Origin of the sequence: Halorubrum sp. CGM5_25_10-8B (assembly GCF_005435095.1) — an archaeon.
Taxonomy (GTDB): Archaea; Halobacteriota; Halobacteria; order Halobacteriales; family Haloferacaceae; genus Halorubrum; species Halorubrum ezzemoulense.
Genome location: NZ_SGTY01000001.1, coordinates 216,413 through 239,652, shown reverse-complemented (window position 1 = coordinate 239,652; position 23,240 = coordinate 216,413). Strand labels below are relative to the sequence as shown.

General features: G+C 70.5%; 20 protein-coding genes and 1 pseudogene. 10 read left to right on the top strand and 11 right to left on the bottom strand.

Annotation, left to right across the window (positions count from 1 at the left end):
• Nucleotides 1–117 precede the first annotated feature (117 nt).
• A complete protein-coding gene (locus tag EXE51_RS01195; RefSeq protein WP_094494712.1) occupies nt 118–2,829 on the top strand; it encodes a PAS domain S-box protein in 2,712 nt (903 codons plus the stop codon).
• Between the two features lie 41 nt (nt 2,830–2,870).
• Here EXE51_RS01195 and EXE51_RS01190 read toward each other — a convergent pair whose 3' ends face one another.
• Entirely contained in the window at nt 2,871–3,638 is a 768-nt protein-coding gene (locus EXE51_RS01190) for a VOC family protein (protein ID WP_049929632.1), read from the bottom strand.
• A gap of 149 nt (nt 3,639–3,787) precedes the next feature.
• On the opposite strand from EXE51_RS01190, the pseudogene EXE51_RS01185 reads away from it, so the two are divergent.
• From EXE51_RS01185 to EXE51_RS01175, 3 genes and pseudogenes are all read left to right on the top strand, one after another.
• Nucleotides 3,788–4,279, top strand: a pseudogene (locus EXE51_RS01185) (sensor histidine kinase); the annotation flags it as partial.
• 30 nt (nt 4,280–4,309) lie between these two features.
• Nucleotides 4,310–4,750 (top strand): EamA family transporter, encoded by a 441-nt coding sequence (locus EXE51_RS01180; protein ID WP_049929634.1) that lies wholly within the window; start codon nt 4,310–4,312, stop codon nt 4,748–4,750.
• A 98-nt stretch (nt 4,751–4,848) separates the two neighbouring features.
• Nucleotides 4,849–6,384 carry an MATE family efflux transporter gene (locus EXE51_RS01175; RefSeq protein WP_137691899.1) on the top strand — a complete coding sequence of 512 codons (1,536 nt, stop codon included), beginning with the start codon at nt 4,849–4,851 and terminating at the stop codon, nt 6,382–6,384.
• Nucleotides 6,385–6,433: 49 nt separating this feature from the next.
• On the opposite strand, the gene EXE51_RS01170 is transcribed toward EXE51_RS01175, so the two are convergent.
• Nucleotides 6,434–6,841: a DUF6069 family protein gene (locus tag EXE51_RS01170; RefSeq protein WP_129452380.1), complete on the bottom strand. Its 408-nt coding sequence runs from the start codon at nt 6,839–6,841 to the stop codon at nt 6,434–6,436.
• Nucleotides 6,842–7,136: 295 nt separating this feature from the next.
• Between EXE51_RS01170 and EXE51_RS01165 the strand changes: the two genes are divergently transcribed.
• Nucleotides 7,137–7,430 carry a hypothetical protein gene (locus tag EXE51_RS01165; protein ID WP_049929637.1) on the top strand — a complete coding sequence of 98 codons (294 nt, stop codon included), beginning with the start codon at nt 7,137–7,139 and terminating at the stop codon, nt 7,428–7,430.
• A gap of 140 nt (nt 7,431–7,570) precedes the next feature.
• Here the strand turns inward: EXE51_RS01165 and arcS are convergent, their stop codons facing one another.
• Nucleotides 7,571–9,403, bottom strand: coding sequence for an archaeosine synthase subunit alpha (gene arcS, locus EXE51_RS01160; protein ID WP_089307685.1), 1,833 nt, complete (start codon nt 9,401–9,403; stop codon nt 7,571–7,573).
• A 130-nt stretch (nt 9,404–9,533) separates the two neighbouring features.
• Here arcS and EXE51_RS01155 point away from each other — a divergent pair, with 130 nt between their 5' ends.
• The gene (locus EXE51_RS01155; RefSeq protein ID WP_049929639.1) at nt 9,534–10,037 is read left to right on the top strand and encodes a hypothetical protein; all 504 of its coding nucleotides are present in this window, start codon (nt 9,534–9,536) and stop codon (nt 10,035–10,037) included.
• Nucleotides 10,038–10,119: 82 nt separating this feature from the next.
• Nucleotides 10,120–11,400, top strand: coding sequence for an amidohydrolase (locus EXE51_RS01150; protein WP_137691898.1), 1,281 nt, complete (start codon nt 10,120–10,122; stop codon nt 11,398–11,400).
• 30 nt (nt 11,401–11,430) lie between these two features.
• On the opposite strand, the gene EXE51_RS01145 is transcribed toward EXE51_RS01150, so the two are convergent.
• Both EXE51_RS01145 and EXE51_RS01140 read right to left on the bottom strand, forming a co-directional pair.
• Nucleotides 11,431–11,877, bottom strand: a complete 447-nt coding sequence (locus tag EXE51_RS01145; RefSeq protein WP_137691897.1) for a Rieske 2Fe-2S domain-containing protein — start codon at nt 11,875–11,877, stop codon at nt 11,431–11,433.
• A gap of 4 nt (nt 11,878–11,881) precedes the next feature.
• Nucleotides 11,882–13,252, bottom strand: a complete 1,371-nt coding sequence (locus EXE51_RS01140; RefSeq protein ID WP_089307687.1) for a geranylgeranyl reductase family protein — start codon at nt 13,250–13,252, stop codon at nt 11,882–11,884.
• 156 nt (nt 13,253–13,408) lie between these two features.
• Between EXE51_RS01140 and fer the strand changes: the two genes are divergently transcribed.
• The gene (gene fer / locus EXE51_RS01135; RefSeq protein WP_137691896.1) at nt 13,409–14,209 is read left to right on the top strand and encodes a ferredoxin Fer; all 801 of its coding nucleotides are present in this window, start codon (nt 13,409–13,411) and stop codon (nt 14,207–14,209) included.
• Nucleotides 14,210–14,244: 35 nt separating this feature from the next.
• Here fer and EXE51_RS01130 read toward each other — a convergent pair whose 3' ends face one another.
• The 5 genes from EXE51_RS01130 to EXE51_RS01110 form a co-directional block, all read right to left on the bottom strand.
• Nucleotides 14,245–15,291, bottom strand: a complete 1,047-nt coding sequence (locus EXE51_RS01130) for an ABC transporter permease (RefSeq protein WP_089307689.1) — start codon at nt 15,289–15,291, stop codon at nt 14,245–14,247.
• Complete coding sequence (locus EXE51_RS01125; RefSeq protein WP_049929645.1) at nt 15,284–16,600, bottom strand: ABC transporter permease; 1,317 nt, start codon at nt 16,598–16,600, stop codon at nt 15,284–15,286. The genes EXE51_RS01130 and EXE51_RS01125 overlap by 8 nt, the downstream gene beginning before the upstream one ends.
• Nucleotides 16,597–18,207 carry an ABC transporter ATP-binding protein gene (locus EXE51_RS01120; protein ID WP_094494658.1) on the bottom strand — a complete coding sequence of 537 codons (1,611 nt, stop codon included), beginning with the start codon at nt 18,205–18,207 and terminating at the stop codon, nt 16,597–16,599. Before EXE51_RS01120 ends, EXE51_RS01125 begins: the two co-directional genes overlap by 4 nt.
• Before the next feature lie 160 nt (nt 18,208–18,367).
• Nucleotides 18,368–19,453, bottom strand: a complete 1,086-nt coding sequence (locus EXE51_RS01115; RefSeq protein WP_137691895.1) for a BMP family protein — start codon at nt 19,451–19,453, stop codon at nt 18,368–18,370.
• A 215-nt stretch (nt 19,454–19,668) separates the two neighbouring features.
• Nucleotides 19,669–21,207, bottom strand: coding sequence for a phosphomannomutase (locus tag EXE51_RS01110; protein WP_089307690.1), 1,539 nt, complete (start codon nt 21,205–21,207; stop codon nt 19,669–19,671).
• Between the two features lie 115 nt (nt 21,208–21,322).
• Here EXE51_RS01110 and EXE51_RS01105 point away from each other — a divergent pair, with 115 nt between their 5' ends.
• Nucleotides 21,323–21,601: an acylphosphatase gene (locus EXE51_RS01105; RefSeq protein ID WP_137691894.1), complete on the top strand. Its 279-nt coding sequence runs from the start codon at nt 21,323–21,325 to the stop codon at nt 21,599–21,601.
• 26 nt (nt 21,602–21,627) lie between these two features.
• Here EXE51_RS01105 and EXE51_RS01100 read toward each other — a convergent pair whose 3' ends face one another.
• Nucleotides 21,628–22,101: a hypothetical protein gene (locus EXE51_RS01100; RefSeq protein ID WP_086215896.1), complete on the bottom strand. Its 474-nt coding sequence runs from the start codon at nt 22,099–22,101 to the stop codon at nt 21,628–21,630.
• A gap of 128 nt (nt 22,102–22,229) precedes the next feature.
• On the opposite strand from EXE51_RS01100, the gene EXE51_RS01095 reads away from it, so the two are divergent.
• Nucleotides 22,230–23,132, top strand: coding sequence for a hypothetical protein (locus EXE51_RS01095; protein ID WP_049929651.1), 903 nt, complete (start codon nt 22,230–22,232; stop codon nt 23,130–23,132).
• Nucleotides 23,133–23,240 lie beyond the last annotated feature (108 nt).

Sequence of the window (23,240 nt, the reverse complement as noted above, 5' to 3'; positions counted from 1 at the left end):
CCGGTTCGGGAGCCCCGGGCGATCGCGGCCGGCGACCGCTGACCGCTCGGACGGAGCCGACCGCTCGACGCCTGCGGGGCAAAACCGTTATACCCGAATGGTAAGTAATCCGAGTGTATGACCGACCGCATCCCGGTCCTGCTCGTCGACGACGACCCGGACCTGCGTGCGGTCGTCGCGTCGTTCTTACGGGAGGAGCGAGACCGGATCGCGGTCGAGACGGCGCCCGACGCGGCCGCCGGACTCGAGACGCTGTCGGAGCGCGACGTGGAGTGTATCGTCTCCGACTACGAGTTGTCCGGTCGAGACGGCCTCGATCTCCTCGACGAGGTCCGTGAGCGCGACCCGGACCTTCCCTTCATCCTGTTCACCGGAGGGGGGAGCGAGGCGGTCGCGAGCGAGGCGATATCCGCGGGCGTCACCGACTACATGCGGAAGTCCGGCGACACGGAGCAGTGCGAGCGGCTGGCGGACCGGATCGTCGAGGCCGTCGAGCAGCGGCGGGCCGAGCGGGAGGCCGAGCAGGCCGTCGGACAGTTCCGCGCGGTCGCAAAAGGGGCGTCGGACGCGATCCTGTCGGTCGACACCGACGGCGTGATCCGGTTCGCGAACGCCGCCGTCGAGCCGATGTTCGGGTACGAACCGGCCGATCTGGAGGGTGAACCGCTCACGACGCTGATACCCGAACGACACCGCGACGACCACCTCGAGGCGGTCGATCGGTATCTCGCCGACGGCGAGCGGAGCGTCGACTGGTCAGACGTCCGGTTCAACGCGCTCCACCGCGACGGCCACGAGGTCCCCGTCTCCATCTCGTACGGTGAGTTCACCGCGGACGGCGAGCGGCGGTTCGTCGGCGTGGTCCGCGACGACAGCGAGCGCGAGCGACACCGGGCGTTCATCGAACACGCCGGCGACGTGGTCACGGTGCTGTCGAGCGACTGGCGATTCCGGTACCTGAGTCCGTCGTGCGAAAGCGTGATCGGCTACGCGCCGTCGGACCTCCTCGGCGAGCGGGCGCTGGAGTACATCCACCCGGAGGATCGAGATGCCGTGAGTGAGGCGCTCGGCGCGCTCGAGGGCGACGGGGACCCCCCGACCGCCGAGTACCGGTTCCGAACGACCGACGGCGGCTACCGCTGGCTCGAGTCCGTCGGCAGCGACCGGATCGAGACGGACGGCATCGAGGGGTACGTCGTCACCACGCGCGACATCTCCGAGCGGAAGGAGCGCGAGCGGACGCTCGCGAGCCTCCGGGAGTGGACGCGGGAGCTCAACTACACGCGAACCACCGACGAGGCGGCCGAGCTGGCGGTCGAGGCGGTCGACGACCTGATCGACGCCGGGTTGAGCGGGATCCACCTGCTCTCGGAGGACGGCGAGAGCCTCCAGCCGGCCGCGCTCGGCGACTCTGTGCCGATGCTGTTCGAAGAGCAGCCGTCGTACGACCGCGACGCGCCGGCAGGATCGCGCGCGGCGCTGGCGTGGGGCGCCTTCCGCGGCGAGGGGTCGGTCGTCATCGACGAGCTCTCGTCGTCCGATCGGTTGGACGAGCCCTCGCCGGCGGAGAGCCTCGTGTTGGGCCCGATCGGCGACCACGGGCTGTTCGTCGTCTCCTCCCCGGACCCGCACGAGTTCACCGACACCGACGTCCTCGTGGCGGAGATCCTCACCGACCACCTCGAAGCGGCGCTCGACCGGATCGAGCGCGAGAGCCGCGTCGAGCGGCTCCACGGCGCCACGCGGACGCTCGTCCGCGCGGAGTCGCGGGAAGCGATCGCCGAGCAGGCCGTCGCGGCCGCCACCGACGTCCTGGAGTTCTCGATCGTTACCGTCCGGCTCTACGACGAGGCGGCCGGCGGGCTGGTCCCGGTCGCCGTCTCCGACCGCGCGACGGAGGTGTTGCCCGAGCGGGAGACGTTCACGCCGGACGGCGGGAGCCTCAACTGGGCGGCGTTCGAGGCGGGCGAGCTCCGGAAGTTCGACGACATCCGGACGACCGACGCGCTCGACGTCGACACGCCGCTCCGGAGCCTGCTCATCGTTCCGATCGGCGAGTTCGGGACGATATCGATCGGCGAGACGGAGCCGGGCATGCTCGGCAGCGTCGACGAGTACCTCGCCGGAATCCTGGCGACCGCGGCCGAGACGGCGTTCCAGGCCGAGGCGCGCACCCGTCGCCTCGCGGATCGGACTGCGGAGTTGGAGCGGCAGAACGACCGACTAGAGGAGTTCGCCGGCGTCGTGTCACACGACCTCCGGAACCCGCTCGAAGTCGCGCGGGGCCGGACCGAACTCGCGCGCGAGGAGTGTGACAGCGAACACCTGGCGGCGGTCGAGCGCGCCCACGACCGGATGACCGCGCTGATCGACGACCTCCTCACGCTCGCGCGCGAGGGCGACCCTGTGACCGACGCCGAGCCGGTCGACATCGCACGGGTCGTCGGCGCCTGCTGGCGGACCGTCGACACCAGCGACGCGACGCTGCGCACCGAAGTCGAGGGGACGGTGGTCGCGGACGAGGGGCGACTCAAACAGCTGTTAGAGAACCTGATCCGGAACGCGATAGAACACGGCGGCGAGGACCTGACCGTCACGGTCGGATCGCTGCCGGACGGTTTCTACGTGGCCGACGACGGCCCGGGGATCGACCCGGACCTGCGCGGGACGGTGTTCGACGCCGGCTACTCCACATCGCAGTCGGGGACCGGATTCGGGTTGCGGATCGTCGAGCAGGTGGCCGACGCGCACGGCTGGTCGGTGCGGGCCGTCGAGAGCGAGGCCGGGGGGGCGCGCTTCGAGATCACCGGGGTCGAGTCGGCAGACTGACGGCGACCGCGGAGGAGAAACGGAGTCGGACGGCGGCGGACTCAGTCCCGCGTGACCAGTTCGACCTCGTGGCCGTCCTGGTCCTTCGTGAACGCGTAGTTGTGGTCACAGGAGGCGGGGTCGCGGTAGTCGGGGGCCTCGCGGGTCATCAGCGCGTCCCACGCGTCGTCGAGGTCGTCGACGCGGACCGCGACGTGGCCCCACGCGTCGCCCATCGTGTACTCCCGGCCGTCGTAGTTGTAGGTGAGTTCGAGCTTCATCGCCTCCTCCGGCGCGTCCTCGGGCGCCACGAAGTAGTTCGAGAAGGTGTCGGCCTCCCAGCGGCCGGGGTACTCGGTGTACTCGAACTTGCGGGTCCAGTAGCCGAGCGCCTCGTCGGCGTCCTCGACGCGGACCATCGTGTGGTCGATGCTCCACTTCGCGCCGTGGTCGCGCTTGACGATCTCGATCTCGTGGCCGTCCGGGTCCTTCACGAACGCGTAGCGGTTCCCGCAGGACTCGGGGTCGCGGTAGTCGTCGACGCCCTCCGACATCAGCTGGTCGTACGACTCCTGGAGCGCGTCCTCGGGGACGCGAACCGCGATGTGACCCCACGCGTCGCCGAGCTCGTAGCTCCGGCCGTCGTGGTTGTACGTGAGTTCGAGGAGCGCGCCGTCCTCGTGAACGTCCTCGGGACCGAGGAAGACGTTGGTGAAGGTGTCGGCCTCCCAGCGGCCCTTCTCCTCGTAGTTCAGGTGGGTCTGGTACCAGTCGAGGCTCTCCTCTAAGTCCTCGACGCGGATCATCACGTGATCGAAGGTTCCGTCCATACGCGAGTTATCGGCCGCTCGTGTCAAAAGCGTACTGAACCCCGAAGGTGCCCGCGTCGTTCGACCGAGCCCGCTGATACCGCGAGCGCTCGCGTTTTGTTAACGCCTCACGGCGTGGGTAAGTGTAGATCGATACCCCACGACGCACGTCCGTCGCCGACGCGCGGGAGATCGATCCCGACGCGCGGATCGAGGTCGGAACGGTGCCGTCCGTCTCGGTGTCGGTGGTGCTGCGGGTCGTCTTGGAGAACCTCTGTTCGAACGCGGTCCGACACAACGACGCGGACGAGCCGTGGGCCCGGATCGACGCCCTCGTCGAGGACGGCTGGGTCGAGGTCACCGTCGCGGACGACGGTCCCGGCATCGACCCCGCGGAGTACGGCGTGTTGGACCGCGGCACCGAGACGCCGCTGCGCCACGGGAGCGGGATCGGCCTGTGGATCGTCAAGTGGGGCGTCGACCACCTCGGCGGCCGGATATCGTTCGCGGAGCGCGAGCCGAGGGGGACGGCGGTGACAGTCTGCGTCCCGGTTCACGACCGGGGCGGTTCGGACGCCGACCGCGAAGGCGACGTTCCCGACGACTCGCGGTCGGCCGACGAGTCGGCCCCGCTGGGGCCGCCGCCGAACGCGGGTCGATAGGCACTTGCCTCCGGGCGGTGACCCCGTGGTATGGACGCTACGGCCACGACCTACCTCCCGTACGCGCTGCTCGCCATGGGTGCGTACGCGCTCGTCTCGCCGCTGATGCGCGTCGCCACGACCGGTCCGAACGCGATCCCGAGCGACGTCGCCGTCGTCGTCTCGAACACGCTGCTCGTCGCCATGGCGCTCGGCGTGATCGCGTACACCGGACAGGAGTTCACCGGCCACCTCGCCTCGCCGAAGCTGGCGCACGTGCTCGCCGCGGGCGTGTTCCTCGGTATCGGGATCCTCGCACTGTACCGTTCGCTCTCCGCGGGTCCGGTGAGCGTCGTGACGCCCATCTTCGCGATGTTCCTCGTCTTCTCGTCGGTGATCGGCTTCCTCTTCCTCGGTGAGTCGTTCACGGCTCGGAAGGGGCTCGGGATCGTCTTCGCCGCCGCGGCCGTCTACCTCGTCTCGGGCGCCTGATCGGGCGACGGCTCGGCCCGCGACCCCCGCTCGATCCGGAACCCCCTGCCGCGTGACGAAACTCCTTTAGCCGCCAGCGGAAAAGGCGGGCATCTGCCGTGTCTCGCCTTCCGAACTCCCTCCGCGAGCTGATCTCTCGGCTGCCGAACCCCTTCCGCGCGCTGATCCTCTACATCGGCTTCGCCCTCGCGAGGGCCGGGCTGATCGACCGTCACCGCGTGGTGCGGACCACCGACCTCGCGTGGCCCCGGATCGTCACCGGGATCGCCCGGATGTCGAAGAACGCGGTCGACGTCGCGATGGTCGGCGTCGCGGTCGGCACGAGCGCCGTCGCCGGCGTCGGCTTCGCGGGGCCCTACTGGGGGCTCGCGTTCGCGTTCGGCGGCGGCGTCGCCGGCGGCACGATCGCCTTGGTCTCCCAGCGGTACAGCGCCGAGGCGTTCGGCGAACTGGGGGACGCGGTGCGCTCCAGCGTCCTCCTCGCGGTGGCGATCACGCTGCCGGTCAGCGCGGCGTTCTGGCTGTTCGCCCCCGCGCTCATCGACGTGTTGAGCAGCAACGAGGCGGCGATCGCATACGGCGCGGACTACCTCCGCGTCGTCGGCCTCGGCGTCCCGTTCGCCGCGCTCAACCTCGTCGGGAGCCGCATCCTCGTCGGCTGCGACGACGCCTACACCGCGATGCAGGTCCGGGCCGGCGGCGCGGTCGCGAACATCGCCCTCAGCGCGCTGTTCATCTTCGGGTTCGGCTGGGGCGTCGAGGGGGCCGCGGTCGGCACCGTCCTCTCGAACGTGCTCGCGGTCGGCGGCTTCACCGTCGGCCTCGTGCGCGGGAGAGCCCCCCTCATCGGCGAGTTCCCGGTCGCGATCGAACCGACCGGCTCGTACCTGAACCCCGGCATGCTCCGCGACCTCGTCGAGATCGGCGTCCCGGTCGGGGCGCGCAACCTCGTGTGGACGGCCGCCGAGTTCCCGATGCTCGCCATCCTCGACGTGTTCGGGGAAAACACCGTGGCCGCGTTCGTCATCGCCCGCCGCATCTGGGGGATCATGAACACGCCCGGCTGGGGGTTCGGCCTCGCCTCCTCCAGCCTCGTCGGGCAGGAGCTCGGCGTCGAGCGCCCGGACGAAGCGGAGGCGTACGCCCGCGACATCATCCGCTTCTCGGTGGCGACGTACGCCGTCTCCGCGGTGCTGATCGCCGTTTTCGCCACCGACATCGTCTCGCTGTTCGCCGAGTCGCCCGACAGCCCGGAGATACCGATCGCCGTCAACCTCGTGTACGCGGCCTGCGCCGCGGTGATCTTCCAAGGCGTCTCCGGCGGGGCGGCCGGCCCCCTCGACGCCGCCGGCGACACGAAGATCCCCTTCGCGAGCCAGTTCCTCGGGATGTTCTGCGTGTCGATCCCGCTCGCGTACGTCGGCGCACACGACGCGACACCCGCGATCGAGCTCCCGCTCGTCGGTCTCACGGTCCCCGAGGTGGCGCTCCCGGCGATCGGGCTGTGGGGACTCTACTTCGCGTTCATGGCCGAGACGACGATCCCCGCCGCGATCAACTACCTCCGGTTCCGGTCGGGGAAGTGGAAGAAGATCAGCGAGGCGTACCGACCCGAGGCGACCGCCGACGACTGAGGAGTGCGGGTTCGGCCGGCCTCGCGAAGGTGTAAACTCCGGAAGCTGGCTAACGCCCGAACGGAGTGTTCGGGAGCGCGATCATCGCGGTGATCGCCGGCGGGACGTGAAGCGCCATCAGCGCGACGGCCTCGCTCGTCGTCACGCCCTCGACGGCGACGAGCAGGCCGACATCGGGGACGAACGACAAGACGAGCGCGGCGACGGCGACGCGGACGAACGTCCGGTCCGGCGTCGCGGAGAAACGCGTGAGCGCCCCGTAGATAACGGCCGCACCGATCGTTCCCAACAGCGTCCAGACGACGATCGGGGGGTACCGGAAGAACTCCGTCGACGCCACGAGACCCCCGGTCAACGCGATCCACCCGAGAGCGAGATTGACGGCGACCCCGATCAGGAACGTCCCGGCCCCGCGGACGGCGAGCGTCCGAGCGGCTATCGGATTCCGTGCGGTCATGCCGACCTCCCGTCCGGGGACGGCCCGACGCGCGACGGGGTGTCGGCTCCGAGCGGCGAGTCTGTCGGGCGCTGCTTCGCGGTCGCAGCGACGGCGGTTCCACCACATCGGTCCGCCGCCTCAGCGTCTCTCGTCATAGGTCGTATACAGGCGCCCTACGGATAAACATAGTGTTGTAAATAGTTCACAATATATACGGGGGAAGTAGCTGGAAATGCGCATCTAAAGAAAACTGACGTGGCGGTATTGCGTGTTAGGGGCAATAGTTATCCGGCGGCGAGACGTACTACCGTGTATGAAAGGCTGTGAGAAAGGCCGTCTATTCGGGTCCGCAATGATACTCGTCCAAGGGGTCGTCACCGCGCTCTTCCCGCGGGCGAGCGTCAGGCTCAGCAAGAAGATGATCGGGAAGAACTTCGACAACGCGTCGGAGCTCGAAGCGAAGCCGGCGTACCTCCGGCAGCTCCGTGCGATCGGCGTCGGTATGATCGCCGCGGGCGGGACGGGGTTGCTCCTCGAAGACTCCGAGGAATTGGAAACCGAACTGTCCGAACTCGGCGGCGCGGAGGGATCCGAGGCCGACGAGTGAACCGCTCGCAACGCCGATAGTTCGGGGGGCTTCTCGCGGAGCGCTCCCGAGTCGTAGCGGGCCGACATCGAAACGGGCTCCGGGTCCGGCGCGACAACTGAAGGCGATCGTCCGCCGAGGAGTCCACCGGAGCCGTCCAGTTACTTCTCCTCTCCGTGCCGCACCTCGACGGCGACGCCGCGGGTCGATCCCGCCATTTCTGGGCCAGACATCGCCGCGCGGCCGACCGCGAACGCCTTCGGCCCCTCGATGACGACCTCGTCGCCGACCCGAATATCGTCGTCCGCGTCGACGACGCCCGGCGCGAGCACGGAGCCACGCGGGACGAACTGATCGATCTCCACCCGCTTCGTCGGCGCGTCGCTCTCGACCCAGCGGCGCGCGCCGGCGAGGGTGAACGAGAGCGTGCCGTACTGCGGGACCATCGTCGCGAGCTGTTCGCCCGGCTCGCCCTCGCGGCCGGCGTCGGGCTCGTCGCCCCACACCTGGAGCTTGGGGTAGCGGCCGGTCGTGCGGACGTCGGCCTCGCCGCCGTATCGGTCGCCTCCGCCGCTCGCGCCGAGACCGCCGAACAGGTCGTCGCCCGCGCCGTCGCCGAGCAGGTAGTCGGCGATGGCGCGAACCGTGTTGTGCTCGCGCTCCCGCTTGCTGTACGCCGGCTCGCCCTGGAGGGCGGCGTTCAGTTCGCCGAGCGACTCGTCGGTCGTCGGGTGGTCGACGCAGGTGTACTCGAAGTCGGCGTCGATCGCGGGGTCGCTCTCCACGCGCTCGCAGATCTCGCGGTACCCGTCCTCGGGGACGTGCGCGACGACGCGCGAGTAGTCGTTGCGTTCGAGATACCGCCGGAGGACCTCCGCGACGAACTCGATCTCGTCCTCGCTCCAGTCGCCCGTGACGACCGAGTCGTAGTGTTGAGCGGGGTAGGTCGTCTCGAGCTCCTGCGGCACCACGCCGATAGGGGAGGTAATCGAGACGGTGTGGCCGCGCCACTTGATCGCGTCGTGGAACTGGCGGTGACTCTGGGAGTCGCTGTACGGCTTCGTCGCCGAGCAGGGGACCAACACGAGCGGCTGGTCGGTGAACCGGTTCCGGTAGCGGCTCGTGACGCGGTCGGCGAACCGACGGATCTCGACGCGGTCGAGCGTCTCCGCCGACGCCGCCGTCACCTCCGCGTCGCGCATGAGCGGCGTCCGCTCCTCCAAGTACCCCCACTGGTCGTCGAACTCGCGGAACGCGGCCGTGAGCCACCCCTCGTGGCGGGCCTGCGCCTCGATGTAATCGCGCAGGCGGCCGCTCCGGATCCGCTCGCGGACCCGCCGAAGCTCGGCCCGCAGCGCGTTGGCGTTGTGGTCGGCGCAGTCGTCCCGGGTGAACTCGCTCCGGGGTTTCGCGCAGGCCGGGCAGGCGCAGGGGAGCTCCTCCAAGTCTTCGAGGAAGTGTTCCGCGTCGGCGGTGAGGTACATCCCCTGCGTCCCCTTCGTCCGGGCGCGCGTCGCGTCGACGAGGTCGGCGCCGGCGTACGCGAGGAGCGCGACGTTCCGCGGGGTCGCGACGCCGGAGAGGCCGAGCGCGGCGTCCGGCGGCAGCGCCGACTTCGCGCGGAGGATCGCGTCCCGGAACGCCTCGCCGTGGCCGACGAACCCCTGCGCGTCCGAGAGCAGGTACGCGTCGGCGCCGAGGTCGCGGGCGCTCCGACTGTCGACGACCGCGGCCGAGGGGAACGCGACGCCGGGGTGGTCGACCGCGAACGACTCGCGCACCTCGTCGCGGGTCCCCGCGGGGAACGCCCTGTGGGGAAGCACCGTCAGCGCGGTCTCGTCGCCGTCTGGGACCTCGCGGTCACCGGCCCAAAGACTTCCGGCGTCGTCGAGGAACGGGTCCGCCAGCGCCGGCGTGGACACGGGCTCGGCGAGGCGGACCTCCCCGAGCCGGGCGGCGCCGTCGCGCTCGTGGACCTCGAAGTAGTCGGTCATACCACCTCTCGCGGGGGGACCGTCAATTCTCTTGTGTTCCGGAGCCGCCGGGCTCCGAGTGGTTCGGCCGCCGACCTCGATCGAGTCCGGGCGGCGCAACTGTTAGGCGGGGCGCGGGCGTGGGATCGGTATGGACCCGACCGGCCCGTGGGACCGCGACCGCGTCGACGAGTTCCTCGCCGCCGCGTCCGTCCCTGTCCGCCTCGGCTGCCGTACCCCGGGCGACCGTCCGTGGATCGTCTCGCTGTGGTTCGCGTGGGACCCGGACGGGGGGAGCGCCGACGGTGGAGACGACGGCGACGGCGCGGCGCGGCCGCCCGGCGCGATCCGCTGTGCGACGAGCGCGAACGCCGATCTGGTCGAGTTCGTCGACCACGACGACAGCGTCTCTTTCGACGTGTCGACGAACGACCCGCCGTACAAGGGGGTCCGCGGCCGCGGCCGGGCGACGGTCCGACCCGACGATGGGAAGCGGCTCCTGCGGTCGCTCCTGACGAAGTACCTCGGCGGCACGGACAACCCGACCGCCGACCGGCTCCTGCGATCCGAGCGCGAGGAGGTCGAGATCCGGATCGAACCGGAGCGGATCCACGCGTGGGACTACTCTGAGCGGATGGGGACGGCCGAGGAGTGAGCCGCCCGCGGTCGGCTCCGATGCGGTCCCCGTCGCTCTCCGGCAGCCGACGTTTTAACCTGTCCCCGGGCCACCCACGGGTATGAGCGTTCTCGAAGACGACGAGTACCGCGCGTTCCGCCGCGACCTCCACCGCCACCCCGAGCCCGCGTGGCGCGAGTTCTACACCACCGCCCGCATCGTCGAGGCCCTCCGCGAGCGGGACCTGACGGAGCTCCACGTCGGCCCGGACGCGCTGGCGACCGACGAGCGACTGAACGTCCCCGGCGACGAGGAGCTTTCGGAGTGGGAGGAGCAGGCGCGCGAGGCGGGCGCTGACCCGGATATCCTTGACCGGCTCTCGGGCGGCTACACCGGCTGCGTCGCGGTCGTCGAGCGCGGCGACGGCCCCGTGATCGGCCTGCGGGTCGACATCGACGCGCTCCCGATCACGGAGTCTGAGTCGGCCGAGCACGTCCCGGCCGCCGAGGGGTTCCGCTCCGAGCACGAGGGGTTCATGCACGCCTGCGGCCACGACGCCCACGCGACGATGGGGCTCGGCGCGCTCGACGCCGTCCTCGACTCCGACTTCTCCGGCACGCTCAAGGTGTTCTTCCAGCCGGGCGAGGAGCAGGTCGCCGGCGGGAAGCCGATGGCCGAGTCGGGCCACCTCGACGACGTCGACTACCTCTACGCGGTCCACGTCGGCCTCGATCACCCGTCCGGCGAGGTCGTCTGCGGCGTCGAGGGATTCCTCGCGGTGCGGCACTTCCTCGCGGAGTTCTCCGGCGAGCCCGCGCACGCCGGCGCGCGCCCCGAGCAGGGTCGGAACTCGGTTCAGGCGATGGCGGCGGCGGTCCAGAACCTCTACGCCATCCCGCGGCACGCCGACGGCCCCACGCGCGTGAACGCTGGGCTCGTCGGCGGCGGCACCGCGACGAACATCATCCCCGAGGAGTCGCACATCGAGGGCGAGCTCCGCGGACAGACGACGGAGCTCGCCGAGTACATGTCCGACCACGCCGACCGCATCCTCGACTCCGCCGCGGCGATGCACGACTGCGAGGTCGAGGTGTCGACGCTCGGCGAGGCGCCCAGCGCGACGAGCGACGACGCGCTCGCCGCCCTCGTCCGGGAGTCCGCGGGCGACGTCGAGGGCGTCACGAACGTCGTCGACAGCGACGACCTCGGCGGCTCCGAGGACGCTACGTACCTGATGAACCGCGTCCAAGATCAGGGCGGGCTCGCCTGCTACCTCGGCGTCGGCACCGACCACCCGGGCGGGCACCACACCACCGACTTCGACGTGGTCGAGGACGACCTGTCGCTCGGCATCGACGTGATCGCCGGCGCGATCCGGCGAGTCGCGGAGGCGCAGCCGTAGACGTCGCCGGTCCGCCGAATCTCGCCCCGTTCAGAAGGTGAGGTGCGAGCTCGACGACGGCCCCGCGCCGTCGTCGTCCTCGTCCGGCAACCCCTCGCGGAGGTAGCTGAGGTCGTCGTCGGTCAGGAACACCGCGCCGTCGCGGACGGTCACGTCCACCGATCGGAGCGTCGTGCCCGCCGCCTCGCCGTTGTCGCAGCCGCCGTCGCACGCGTCGAACGCCGAGCCGTGCTTCGGACAGACGACGGAGCCGCCGCGGGTGACGGCGCCCACCGCCTCGCGGTGAAGCCGCTGGTCCTCGTGGGTACAGCGGTTGATCCACGCACGCACCGGTGGGTCCTCGTCGTCGCGCTCATCCGACTCGTCCGCGCACGGCACGAGGAACACCTCGCGGTCCTCGTCGCCCTCACGAGCCGTGAACGCCCACGAGCCCTGCTCGCGCACCGTCTCGACGGTAGTGAGCCGGTAGCCGCTCACGGCCTCAGTACTTCGCGTCGGCGCCGGTCGTCTCGTAGACGCGGTCCATGATGTCGTCGCGCTGGCGGGTCCAGTTCGCCATCGCGGCGGGGCTCGTCGGGTACTCCTCGTAGTGGCCGATCAGTTCGTCCGCCAGCGACTTCGTCTGGTAGAAGTTCCGGATCGTCCCCCAGTAGCCGAACGACTTGACCGCGGCCTTCAGCTTCAGCCCGAAGGACATCGAGGTCGACCCCTCGTACAGCGCCTCCGCGAGCTTCTCGCCCGGCAGCGACGCGAGCAGCCCCATGAGGTTGTCCACGTCGACCGAAGTCGCGAGGACGTTGTAAACGTCGAGGCCGGCGTACCGGCCGCCGAAGTGGTCCATCACGCGGGTGTTGTACCGCCAGAGGTTCTCCTCGCTCACGTCGTCGTCCGAGACGGCCTTCACGGCCTGCTCGCCGGCGTACTTGCCCGCGTACGCCGCGCCGGCGATTCCCCCTCCGGTCGTCGGGTTCACGTGACCCGCCGCGTCGCCGACCGCCATGTACCCCGGCGCGACCGCCGAGTCGTAGGGGCGTCGGGTGGGCAGGGCGGCGCCCAGTTTGTCGCGGACCTCCGCGCCCTCGAACTCGGGGCGGTCGCGGAGGTCCTTCTTCAGCGACTCGACGAGCTTCATCGGCTCCTCCGTCATCTGGAAGCCGAGGCCGGCGTTGATCTCCGTCGCGGTCCGCGGGAAGTACCAGAGGTAGCCCGCCGCGCGGTCGGTCGCCTTGAACACCAGCGCGTCGTCCCACTCCACCGGCTCCGGCACGTCGACGATCTCGCGGTACGCCGAGCAGAACTGCGAGTACCGGACGTTCGTGTCGAAGGTCGTCTCCTCGAAGTCCGCCTTGTCTTGGAGCAGCGAGAGCGACCCGGCACCGTCGATCACGACGTCCGCCTCGTACGTCCGCGGGTCGCCCTTCCGCACCGCGTGGATACCGGTGACGCGGCCGCTCTCGTTCTGTCTCACGTCGTTGATGACGGTGTCGTAGTGGAAGTCGACGCCCGCGTCCTCGGCCCCGGAGATGAGCTGGCGGCCGTACTCCCAGCGATCGATGACGGCGAGCTCGCCGGGGACGGGGATCTCTAGGACCGTGTCCTCCTGCGGGATCTCGAAGCGACCGTGGTCGACGCCGGTGTTCGTGAACGCGGGTTCGAGTCGGTCCTTCGGGATCGCTTCGGGGAAGGCGTCGGCGCCCTTCAGGGCGTCGCCGCAGGCGATGTGGCCGGCCTCCTCGGCGTCCTTCCGCTCCACGATGACGACGTCGAGCCCCTCGTTCGCGATCGTCGCGGCGGCGTAGCAGCCGGCGGTCCCGGCCCCCGCCACGACGACGTCGTACTCGTCGATATCCATTACCGGACCGTGTCGTGCGCCGGGCAAAACTCTTTGCTCCCGTTTCGGTCGGCCGCGCGCCGACGAATTTCGCGATGGCCGGGGCGAGCCGGGGCGCGTCCGGAGCCTAACTGTTCAGGCTCGTCGTTTAACGGCCTCGAAACGAACGATACGGACATGGGGCAACTCGAACGGGTCGACGCCGACCGGCTCCGGGCGTGGCTCTCGGAGGTCCGGTCGGCGGAGGCGACCGCGGCGCTGATGACCGCCGTCGCGTACGACCGAGGTATCGGCACGGCCGAACTCGCTTCGTGGTACGACCGCTCCGAGGAGTGGGTCGAGGAGACGATCACGGCCCTCGACTCGCCGGGGCTCGTCTCGACGGTCGCCCGGCTCGAAGGGGTCGACATCGGGGCGGTCGCCGCGGAGTCGAACCTCGCGCCCGCGACGGTCCGCGATTGGTTCGACGACCTCGGCGACGAGCCGGTCGGCGAGGCGGCCGACGTGGTTCGGCGGTACGCGGAGGGGTCGGTCGAACCGGTCCGCACCGGGTCGCCGTCTACCGTCTATCACCTCGACCGCGACGCGCTGACCGAGCACGGCTGGTCGCTCGACGATGAGGACCTCTTCGAGAAGGCCGCAAACGCCGACCTCGACCTCCCGGAGTACGGCCGCTTCCTCGTCGAGCCCGGCGAGTCGATCCTGGAAGCGGCGGAGCGCGGCGGCCGGTCGTGGCCGTACGCCTGCCGCGGCGGCGCCTGCTCCAACTGCGCCGTGGTCGTGGTGAAGGGCGACGTGGCGATGCCGGGGCAGTCGATCCTCTCCAATGAGCAGATCCGCGGGGCGAACGCCCGCCTCTCCTGCGTCGGCGTCCCGATCACCGACGAGGTCAAGATCGTCACGGGGATCGGCGACACCGAGGCGTTCGCCGACCTGCGACTGCCCTCGCCGACCGAGGAGACCGAGGCGTCGGACTGACCGTCCGGACCCGGGAGGTCGTCAGCGGGCGCGAGCTACTCCTCGGTCTCGTAGTGTTCGCCCGCGGCCTCGGGGATCTGCGTCCGGCCGACCAGCGTGAGGACGACGATCACGACGACGTACGGGATGGTCTGGACCAGCGTGTCCGGGATCGCGTACCCGAGCTGCTGGAGCCGGATCTGTATCGCGTCGAGGCCGGCGAACAGCGCGCCCGCGCCGAGCGTCCCGAGCGGATTGTAGTTGCCGAACAGGTACGCGACGATGGCGATGAACCCCTTGCCCTGGACCATCGTCTCGCCGGAGCCGACGAACTGCCCGATGGACAGCGCCAGCGCCGAGCCGCCCACTCCGGAGAGGACGCCCGAGAGCAGCACCCCGGCGTAGCGCACCTTCGAGACGGAGACGCCGACCGTGTCGAGCGCCTTCGGGTTCTCGCCCGCCGCGCGGAGGTGTTTGCCGAACGCGGTCTTGTTCAACAGCCACCACGAGCCGGCGGTCGCGAAAACCACCATCGTCGCCGAGTACTGCCAGCCGACGCTCACGCCGAGGTTCGGCGTGTTGACGCCGCCGAAGAACACGGTCGACAGGAACGGCGCGAGCCCCAACGCGATGAGCCAGACGGCCAGCCCGGCGATGATCTGGTCGGCCTTGAACTCGATACAGACCACCGCGAACACCGCCGACAGGAACGTCGACGCCGCGATGCCGGCGAGGAACGCGATCGCGAGCGCCGGGACGCCGAGGACGGCGTTGCCCACGCCGACGACCGACGCGGCGTACACCGACACGAACGCCGAGATGATGAGGAGCCCCTCTAGGCCAATGTTGATGACGCCGGACTTCTCGGCGAAGATGCCGCCGAGTCCGGCGAGCACGATGGGCGCCGCGAGCCGCGCCGTCGACGTGGCGGTACTCGTCGAGAAGACGATGCCCGCGAGGTCGCCCGCCACGGAGTCGGGGAACGCGAGCCCGGACACGCCGAGCAGCGCGAGCACTCCGACGGTGCCGGCCATAAGCGAACGGACGTACCCCGACTCGCTCGCGCCTTCGAGGAGCGACGCCGGCGAGAGCGGGTTACGCATCGGCTTCACCCCCGTCGCCGCCGGCGGAGGCATCTGACTCCGCCGACGCCGCGCCGCCCGGGCCGCCGGCAGTCCCCCCGACGCCGGTGTATCGACCGATCATCCGGAAGAACTCCGGCATCGCGACGAACAGGATGATGAGCCCGCGCAGCACGGCGACGAGCTCCGTGGGAACGTCGGTCCGGAAGCCGATCTCCAAGGCGCCGCCCTTCAGGACCCCGAAGAGGAACGCCGCCGGCAGCACGCCGATCGGGTTGTTCCCGGCCAGGATCGAGACGGTGATCCCGTCGAAGCCGAGGTCCGGGATCGAGGCCATCCACCGCCCCTCGGACATCAGCACCCACACCGCGCCGCCGATACCGCCGAGCGCGCCGGACAACGTCATCGCCCGCACGGTCGTGAGCTTCGCGTTCACACCGCCGTACTCGGCCGCGGCCGCCTGGACGCCACTCGTCCGGAGGTCGTACCCGAGCGACGTGTGCTCGACGAAGTAGTAGAGCGCGCCGATGAAGGCGATGCCCCCTGCCAGCGCGAGCAGCGCGAAGTCGGTGGACGGGGGGAATAGCACCGACGGGAACTGCGCGTATTCTGGGACGTAGCGGGTGGCGACCACCGAGGAGCCCTCGGCGCGGAACACCTCCAACACGAGCACGTACGCGACGTTCGCGGCGACGAAGTTGAGCATGATCGTCGTGATCACCTCGTTGGCGTCGGCGTACGCCTTGAGCGCGCCGGGTATCGCGCCCCAGAGTCCGCCGCCGACCGCGCCCGCCGCGGTCCCGACGACGATCAGCACGGCACCGGCGACCGGGCCGGCCGGGAGCAGGGGCGCGAGCGCGAGGACCGAGAGGGCGGTCGAGAGCGCCCCGACGACGAGCTGCCCCTGCGTGCCGATGTTGAACAGGCCGGCGCGGAAGGCGACGGCGACGGAGAGCCCGGTGAAGATCAGGAGCGTCGTCTCCGAGAGCGTCAGACCGAACGAGAGGTTGAACGGCGTCCACGCGGGGTTGAACAGCCCGGGGTCGCCGACGGCGAACGGGTACCCGAGCGCGCCGTTGAACAGCACGACGTACACCTCGATCGGGTCGTAACAGAAGCCGATCCCGGTGAGCGGCATCGTCCACGCCGCGGTCGAACACTGCGCGATCCGGCCGGAGACGAGCACGAGCGCGAAGCCGACGACGATCGAGAGGAGGATCGCGGCGACGCTGATGACGAGCCGCTCGGCGACGCTCCGGTCGACGAACGGGGCGACCACGCGGGCGAGGAGGGACTCCGTACGGTCCCCGTCGGGCGCCGAATCGCTCACGCGTCCACCCCCTCGTCGTCGGCCGCCCCGCCGTCGACCTCGTCCGGCGCGCCGCCGGCGTCGTGGATCGCCGCCCGTTCGACCGAGTCGTCGTCGAGCGACTCGCCCGCCATCAGCAGCCCGATCTCCTCTTCGGTCACGGTCGCGGGGTCGACGACTCCGGTGAACTCTCCTTCGTGAATTACCGCGAGCCGGTCGGAGAGCCCCTGTACCTCGTCGAGCTTCGAGGAGACGAGCAGGACCGCCTTCCCCTCGGCGCGCAGTTCGAGCAGCCGGTCGTGGAGGAACTCCGTGGAGCCGATGTCGACGCCGCGGGTGGGGTGGGCGGCGACGACCAGCTCAGGGTCGCGCTCGAACTCCCGCCCGACGATGAACTTCTGCTGGTTCCCTCCCGACAGCGACTCGGCCTCCGCGTCGGCGTCCGGCGGCCGGACGTCGTACTGCTCGATGACGGACTCGGCGTGGTCCTGCGCCGCGCCCCAGTCGAGCCGTCCGCCGCGCGCGAACGGCGGGTCGTGTTGGCTCCCCAGGACCCCGTTTTCGGTGAGGTCGTATGACATCACCAGGCCGCGCTCCTGTCGGTCTTCGGGGATGAACGCCATCCCGCGGTCGATCCGGTCGCGGCGGGTCTGCCCGACCATCGACTCGCCGCGGTAGCGGATCTCCCCGGACGCCGTCTCGCGCAGACCCGTGATCGCCTCGGCGAGCTGTGACTGTCCGTTGCCGTCGACGCCCGCGATCCCCAGGATCTCCCCGCCCCGGAGCTCGAATGACAGGTTCGAGACCGCCTCGACGCCCCGGTCGTCCTCGACGCACAGGTCGGTCACCTCCAGCACGCGCTCGCCCGTCTCTCGGGGCGACGTGGCGGGGTCCATCAGCACCTCCCGGCCGACCATCATCTCCGCGAGCTCCTCGCGCGTCACGTCGGCCGCGGCGACGGTGCCCACGTTGACCCCGTCGCGGAGGACGGTGATGTCGTCGGCCGCCGACAGCGCCTCGCCAAGCTTGTGCGAGATGAAGATGATCGTCTTCCCCTGTTCGGTGAGCTCTTCGAAGACGCCGTACAGCTCCTCGACCTCCTGCGGCGTCAGCACCGCGGTCGGCTCGTCCATGATGAGCACCTCGGCGCCGCGGTACAGCGCCTTCAGGATCTCGACGCGCTGCTGCTCTCCGACCGAGATGTCCGCGATCGTCGCGTCCGGGTCCACGTCGAAGCCGTACCGCTCGCTCAGTTCGACGACGGCCTCCCGCGCCGCCTCCCTGTCGACGCGGAGTCCGCCCCAAGTCGTCGGCTCGTTGCCTAAGACGACGTTCTCCCACACCGTCATCGGGTCGACGAGCATGAAGTGTTGGTGGATCATGCCGACGCCCGCGTCGATCGCGTCCCGCGGCGAGTCGAACGACCGCGGCTCGCCGTCGAGCCGGACGGTCCCCTCGGTCGGCCGGTAGAGACCGTACAGGACGTTCATCAGCGTGGTCTTGCCGGCCCCGTTCTCGCCGAGGAGGGCGTGGACGCTCCCGCGCTCCACCGCGAGATCGACGTCGTCGTTCGCGACGACCCCGGGGAATCGCTTCGTGATACCGTCCAAGTGGACCGCCGGGTTCATTCACCCGTAACTCCGCGCCGGAGCCTAAAAGCGCCCGGATTCCGAGCTACTGCGCCCGGTCCTGTTCGTCGTCCAACCGGAACGAGGGACACTCCGTCGCCCGACCGGAAGCAAAAAAATTCCGCCGGCGGGGTTCGGTTCCGAGTCGGCGGCGCCGCGTTCAGTTGCTCGTCGTCTCCGGGACCTCGATGTTCCCGGCGATGATCTCGTCGCGCGCGTCGGCCACGGCGGTCGCGATCTCGTCTGGGACCTGGTCGCCGATCTCCTGCCCGTAGACGCACTCGACGCCGTTGGACTCCAAGCCGAGCGCGGTGGTCGACCCGCCCTGGTGATTGTCGTCGATGACGTTCGAGATCGACTCGTACACCGCGGTGTCGACGCGTTTCACCATCGACGCCAGGATGACGTCCGAGAACGACTCGTTGGAGACCGACTGGTCCTGGTCGACGCCGAAGGCGAACCGCCCCTCCTCCTGTGCGGCTTGGAACACGCCGACGCCCGTCGCGCCCGAGGCGTGGTAGACGACGTCCGCGCCGCTCTGGTACATCGACAGCGCCGCCTCCTGCCCGCCGGTGGGGTCGGCGTAGCTGCCGACGTAGCTCGTGGTGACGTCGACGTTGTCGGTCGCGTAGTCGACGCCGGCCTCGAACCCGGCCTGGAACCGGCGGATGACGGGGCTGTCGACGCCGCCGACGAACCCGACGGTCGTCGAGTCCGGGTCCGTCTCGCCGGCGCCGGCCGAGAACTCGGTCTCGGTCAGGCGGCCGGCGAGCACGCCCATCAGGAACGAGCCCTCGTGCTCGCGGAACAGGTAGTTCGCGACGTTCGGTTCGTCGACGACGGTGTCGACGATCATGAAGTCCTGGTCGGGGTACTCGGGCGCGGTCTGCGAGAGCGAGTCGCCCTGATTGAACCCGATCGTACAGACCAGGTCGTAGGCCGGGTCGGTCGAGCCGGCGTACTGCTGCTGGAACTGCTCGAACTCGCCGGCGCCGTCGGGCTCCGACTCGTCGTACGCGATGCCGAACTCCTCTTCCGCCTGGAAGATCCCCTGCTGGGCCGCGTCGTTGAACGAGTTGTCCCCCAGTCCGCCGTCGGAATAGACGATGCCGATCCGCGCCGGCACGTCGCCGTCGCCCCCGTCGCCCCCGTCACCGCTCGGGCCGCCGCTACACCCGGCGAGGCCGACGAGGCCCGCTGCGCTTGCCGCCTTGATGAACCGCCGCCGATCGAAGTCGGATGCCATCTCACTCGTACCCCCGTCGGAACGCGGCATAAATTCGTCGTTCTCGCGGTGTCGAGGTGGCACGTTCGTGGAGAGAAGCGGCCCGATTCCGGGGTATCAGTCGCCCGATCGCCGCCGTCTGATCCACGAACCCGAATCTCTCACGGTTCCGAACGGGGTGACGCGGGGTCGCCGACGCGTCCGCGACGGGGCGTCGGCGGTCGGACCGGCCGGCCCTACGCGTCCGCGACCGCGTCCTCGACCACGGCTTCGACCTCGGCGACGAGGGCGTCGACATCGTCGCTCTCGGCGTACACGCGGACGTACGGCTCGGTGCCGGAGGGCCGAACCAGCGTCCACGAGGCGTCGTCGAACTCCAGGCGGACGCCGTGGTCGGTGTCCACCGCGGCGTCGGGGAACGCGTCCGGCAACGCCGTCGCCAACCGGTCCATCGCCGGCTCCTTCGCGTCGTCGGGACAGGCCACGCTCACCTTTCGGTACGGGCGCTCGGTCACCGGGCCGCGGAGCGCGTCGAGCCCCTCGTCGGCGACGAGGCGCGCGAGCACCGCCGCGGAGGTCACGCCGTCGATCCAGCCGCCGAACGCGACGTGGATGTGCTTCCACGGTTCGGCCGCGAAGACGACGCGCGTGTCAGCGCCCACCTCTCCCGCGGCGCCCGCCTCGCCGACCGTGCCGGCCTCACCGAGGGCGCCGGCCGCGCTGGCGTCCTCCCGGACCGCGGCGATCCCCTCGTGGAGCGCGCCGAGCCGGACGCGCTCGACGCGCCCGCCGGCGTCGCGGACGCGTTCGTCGATCCGACCGGAGGCGTTCGGCGTCGTCACGACGACGGGGTCAGCGGCGTCGCTCGCGCGGGTGTACCGCTCCGCGAGCACCGCGAGCACCGTGTCCTCGTGGACGACCTCGCCGTCCGCGTCGACGATCACGATCCGGTCGGCGTCGCCGTCGTGACCGATACCGAAGGCGAACCCCTCGGTCTCGTCCGCGTCGCCGTCGCCTCCCGCTCCCCTCCCGTCGTCGGCCGGCCGTCCGGGGTCCTCGACGCCCTCGTTGGCGTCGGCGACGAACGCGCGCAGGTCGGCGAGCGTCTCCGGGGTCGGCTTGCTCCCGCGGCCGGGGAAGTGGCCGTCGACGTTCCCGTTGAGCGTGACCACGTCGGCGCCGAGTTCGCGGAGGACGGTCGGCGTCGCGGGCGCGCTCATCCCGTTTCCGCAGTCGACCGCGACCCGGAGCCCGTCGAGGGGCGCGCCGAACCCCGCGGCGTACTCGCGGACGGCGGCGAGGTAGTCGCCGAGCGGGTCGGTTCGAGTCGGCTCGGTCCACTCGTCCCACGGAGCGACCGGCTCCTCGTCGGCGACCCGCGACTCGACGGCGCGCTCCGCGTCGCGGTCGAACTCCGTCCCGTCGCGGAACAGCTTGATCCCGTTGTCCGTCGGCGGATTGTGGGACGCGGTGAGCATCACGCCGTAGCGCCCCCGCGAGGCGTACGCGAGCGCCGGGGTCGGGAGCTGCCCGGCGCGGCGGACGGCGACGCCGCCGGCGGAGAGACCGGCCTCCATCGCGGCCGCGAGCGCCGGGCCGGTCACCCGCCCGTCGCGGGCGAGGACGACCGTCGGCTCGGGCGTCGACGCGGCGGTCGAATCGTCGGTACGCGATCGGATCTCGGCGCCCACGGCCCGCCCGACGGCGAGCGCGAGCGACGGGGTGACGCGGTCCTCGACGCCGCCGCGGATCCCGGCGGTTCCGAACAGGTCCATGTCGCCCACGTCGGCGCGCGGGAGTTAGTAGGCGTCGGTTGCGGGCGCGGGTCGGTCGGCGGCCGGTCGGTCGCGGGCGGGTCGTTTAACAGGCAGCGCGCCGCACCACCGACCGATGACCGACCGCGTTCGAGCGCACGTGTTCGTCTCGGGCCGCGTCCAAGGCGTCTACTACCGGGCGAGCACCCGCGACGCCGCCCGCGAGAAGGGCGTCGACGGCTGGGTGCGGAACCTCGACGACGGCCGGGTCGAGGCCGTCTTCGAGGGTCCGGAGGGAGCCGTTCGCGACATGGTGGCGTGGTGTGAGACCGGGAGCCGGGCCGCCGAGGTCGACGACGTGGACGCCGAGTACGGCGGGCCGGAGGGGGAAGACGGGTTCGAGGTCAGGCGGTGAGCGGGCGTCGGCGCCGCCCGACCGTCTCAGTCGTCGCGCGCCAGCGCGGCGGCGTCGCCGGGGGGTTCCCGGACGCCGAGCTCCTCTAACGCGCGCAACACCACGATCGCCTCGACCACGTCGCGCTCCTCTGTGTAGGGATCGTCGACCGCATCGAGCGTCGCCTCGGCCTCGGATGCCAGTCGCGTCTCCAGTTCCGTCTGGTCCGTCTCGGCCTTCGTCGCCGACAGCAGCGCCTCGTGGTCCTCGCGGAGGTCGAGGGAGACGTGCGCCGCGTTACACCGCGAGAGCGGGTGCGCGTCCATCTCGACGGCGAGGTCGCTCACGAGGTCCCAGTCGTCGGCGCAGAAGCGGAGCGTCACGGTGCCGACCACGTCGCGCCACGCGATCGGCTCGCCGTTCTCCATGAGCCGGAGCGCCCGCGGCGGCACGGCGATCCGGGTGTGGGTGTCGTCCCGGCCGCACAGGCAACAGGGGGTGTTCTTCAGTCCGGCGTACACGGTGTCACATACGCGCCGGAGAATGGTGTGCGTTTCGGCGGCGAAGCACCTTTTGCCCGCGCCGGGAGCGCCGTCGCCGAATCGAGGTCACACAAAACACATACGCCGTCGGAGGATCGGAACAGGTGATGAATCGCCCGTCACCCGAACTCCTCGCGGCCCTCTGCCTGTTCGTCGTCGGAGTCGGGGTCGTCACCGGCGCTGTCGCGGGCGCGACGGACCCGGCCCCGGTTACGTACTCGGTGGATCGAACGGACAGCGAAGTCCACCGCTACGCGGACCTCTCCGGGGCGGCGCGGGACGTCGTCGACGCCGGCTCTGATCGCGGTGAAGCCTCCGTCAAGGCTGCCGGCGATCGCGACGAGGTCGCCGTCGACGACCTCCCGTCCGAGTTCCGGTCGGGGGCTTGGAACTTCGTCAGGGACGGCGGCGAACTGGCGTGTTTCTTCCCGACGGACGACGCCGACTCCGGAGACGTCAGCGTCGCGTTCGCCGACTGCGAGGGGTTCGCCTTCGAATACGAGGACCTCTCCGAACGGGGACAGCGCTTCTTCACGGTGGCGGCGGACTCCGACGACGGCAGCGTCTCGATCTCGAAACCGGTTCCCTCGGGGTTGGACGTCGCTCCGGGAGACACCGGGATCGACATCGAGGAGGCTCCCGAGGAGGGAGGCCTGTACTACGTGTTCGCGGACGAGCGCGTCTACGAGTTCACGCTCTACGGACCGGGTCCGCTCGGCGGGTTCGGCGCGCTCATCTACGCCGCCTTCGTGATCGCTCTCGGCCTCGCCCTCATCGCCGGCAGCGCCTACGGCTATCGGGTCTCGGCGGTCCACGCGCCGGCGGCCGCGGCGGTCGGTGCGAGCGTGTACCTCGTGCCGCCGCTCGTGGAGGCCGCCGGGCTGCTCAGGTGGTCGATACGACTTGACGGGTACACCCCATGGGGGGTCCCGCTCGTGATCGCTCTCGCGGTGGGCGGGGTAGCGTACATCATCCCGGACCTGTACGCGTTCGCGCGAAAGTACGTGTGAGAGCGACGCAGCGGCTGCGCGACGCGGCGGCACGAGTTACAAACCGATGGGCCTGCCAGCGCCGCTCATCGATTTGTGAGGCGGTGGCGCGTGCCTCCGAGCGTCCAA

Bases quoted from the DNA above. Each gene is read 5' to 3' on its own strand.
- EXE51_RS01155 (WP_049929639.1), top strand. From the start codon at position 9,534: ATGGACCCGACCGGCCCGTGGGACCGCGACCGCGTCGACGAGTTCCTC.
- EXE51_RS01120 (WP_094494658.1), bottom strand. From the start codon at position 18,207: ATGAACCCGGCGGTCCACTTGGACGGTATCACGAAGCGATTCCCCGGG.
- fer (WP_137691896.1), top strand. From the start codon at position 13,409: ATGGGGCAACTCGAACGGGTCGACGCCGACCGGCTCCGGGCGTGGCTC.
- EXE51_RS01150 (WP_137691898.1), top strand. From the start codon at position 10,120: ATGAGCGTTCTCGAAGACGACGAGTACCGCGCGTTCCGCCGCGACCTC.
- EXE51_RS01190 (WP_049929632.1), bottom strand. From the start codon at position 3,638: ATGGACGGAACCTTCGATCACGTGATGATCCGCGTCGAGGACTTAGAG.
- EXE51_RS01170 (WP_129452380.1), bottom strand. From the start codon at position 6,841: ATGACCGCACGGAATCCGATAGCCGCTCGGACGCTCGCCGTCCGCGGG.
- EXE51_RS01115 (WP_137691895.1), bottom strand. From the start codon at position 19,453: ATGGCATCCGACTTCGATCGGCGGCGGTTCATCAAGGCGGCAAGCGCA.
- EXE51_RS01140 (WP_089307687.1), bottom strand. From the start codon at position 13,252: ATGGATATCGACGAGTACGACGTCGTCGTGGCGGGGGCCGGGACCGCC.
- EXE51_RS01165 (WP_049929637.1), top strand. From the start codon at position 7,137: ATGAAAGGCTGTGAGAAAGGCCGTCTATTCGGGTCCGCAATGATACTC.
- EXE51_RS01180 (WP_049929634.1), top strand. From the start codon at position 4,310: ATGGACGCTACGGCCACGACCTACCTCCCGTACGCGCTGCTCGCCATG.
- EXE51_RS01095 (WP_049929651.1), top strand. From the start codon at position 22,230: ATGAATCGCCCGTCACCCGAACTCCTCGCGGCCCTCTGCCTGTTCGTC.
- EXE51_RS01195 (WP_094494712.1), top strand. From the start codon at position 118: ATGACCGACCGCATCCCGGTCCTGCTCGTCGACGACGACCCGGACCTG.
- EXE51_RS01110 (WP_089307690.1), bottom strand. From the start codon at position 21,207: ATGGACCTGTTCGGAACCGCCGGGATCCGCGGCGGCGTCGAGGACCGC.
- EXE51_RS01130 (WP_089307689.1), bottom strand. From the start codon at position 15,291: ATGCGTAACCCGCTCTCGCCGGCGTCGCTCCTCGAAGGCGCGAGCGAG.
- EXE51_RS01105 (WP_137691894.1), top strand. From the start codon at position 21,323: ATGACCGACCGCGTTCGAGCGCACGTGTTCGTCTCGGGCCGCGTCCAA.
- arcS (WP_089307685.1), bottom strand. From the start codon at position 9,403: ATGACCGACTACTTCGAGGTCCACGAGCGCGACGGCGCCGCCCGGCTC.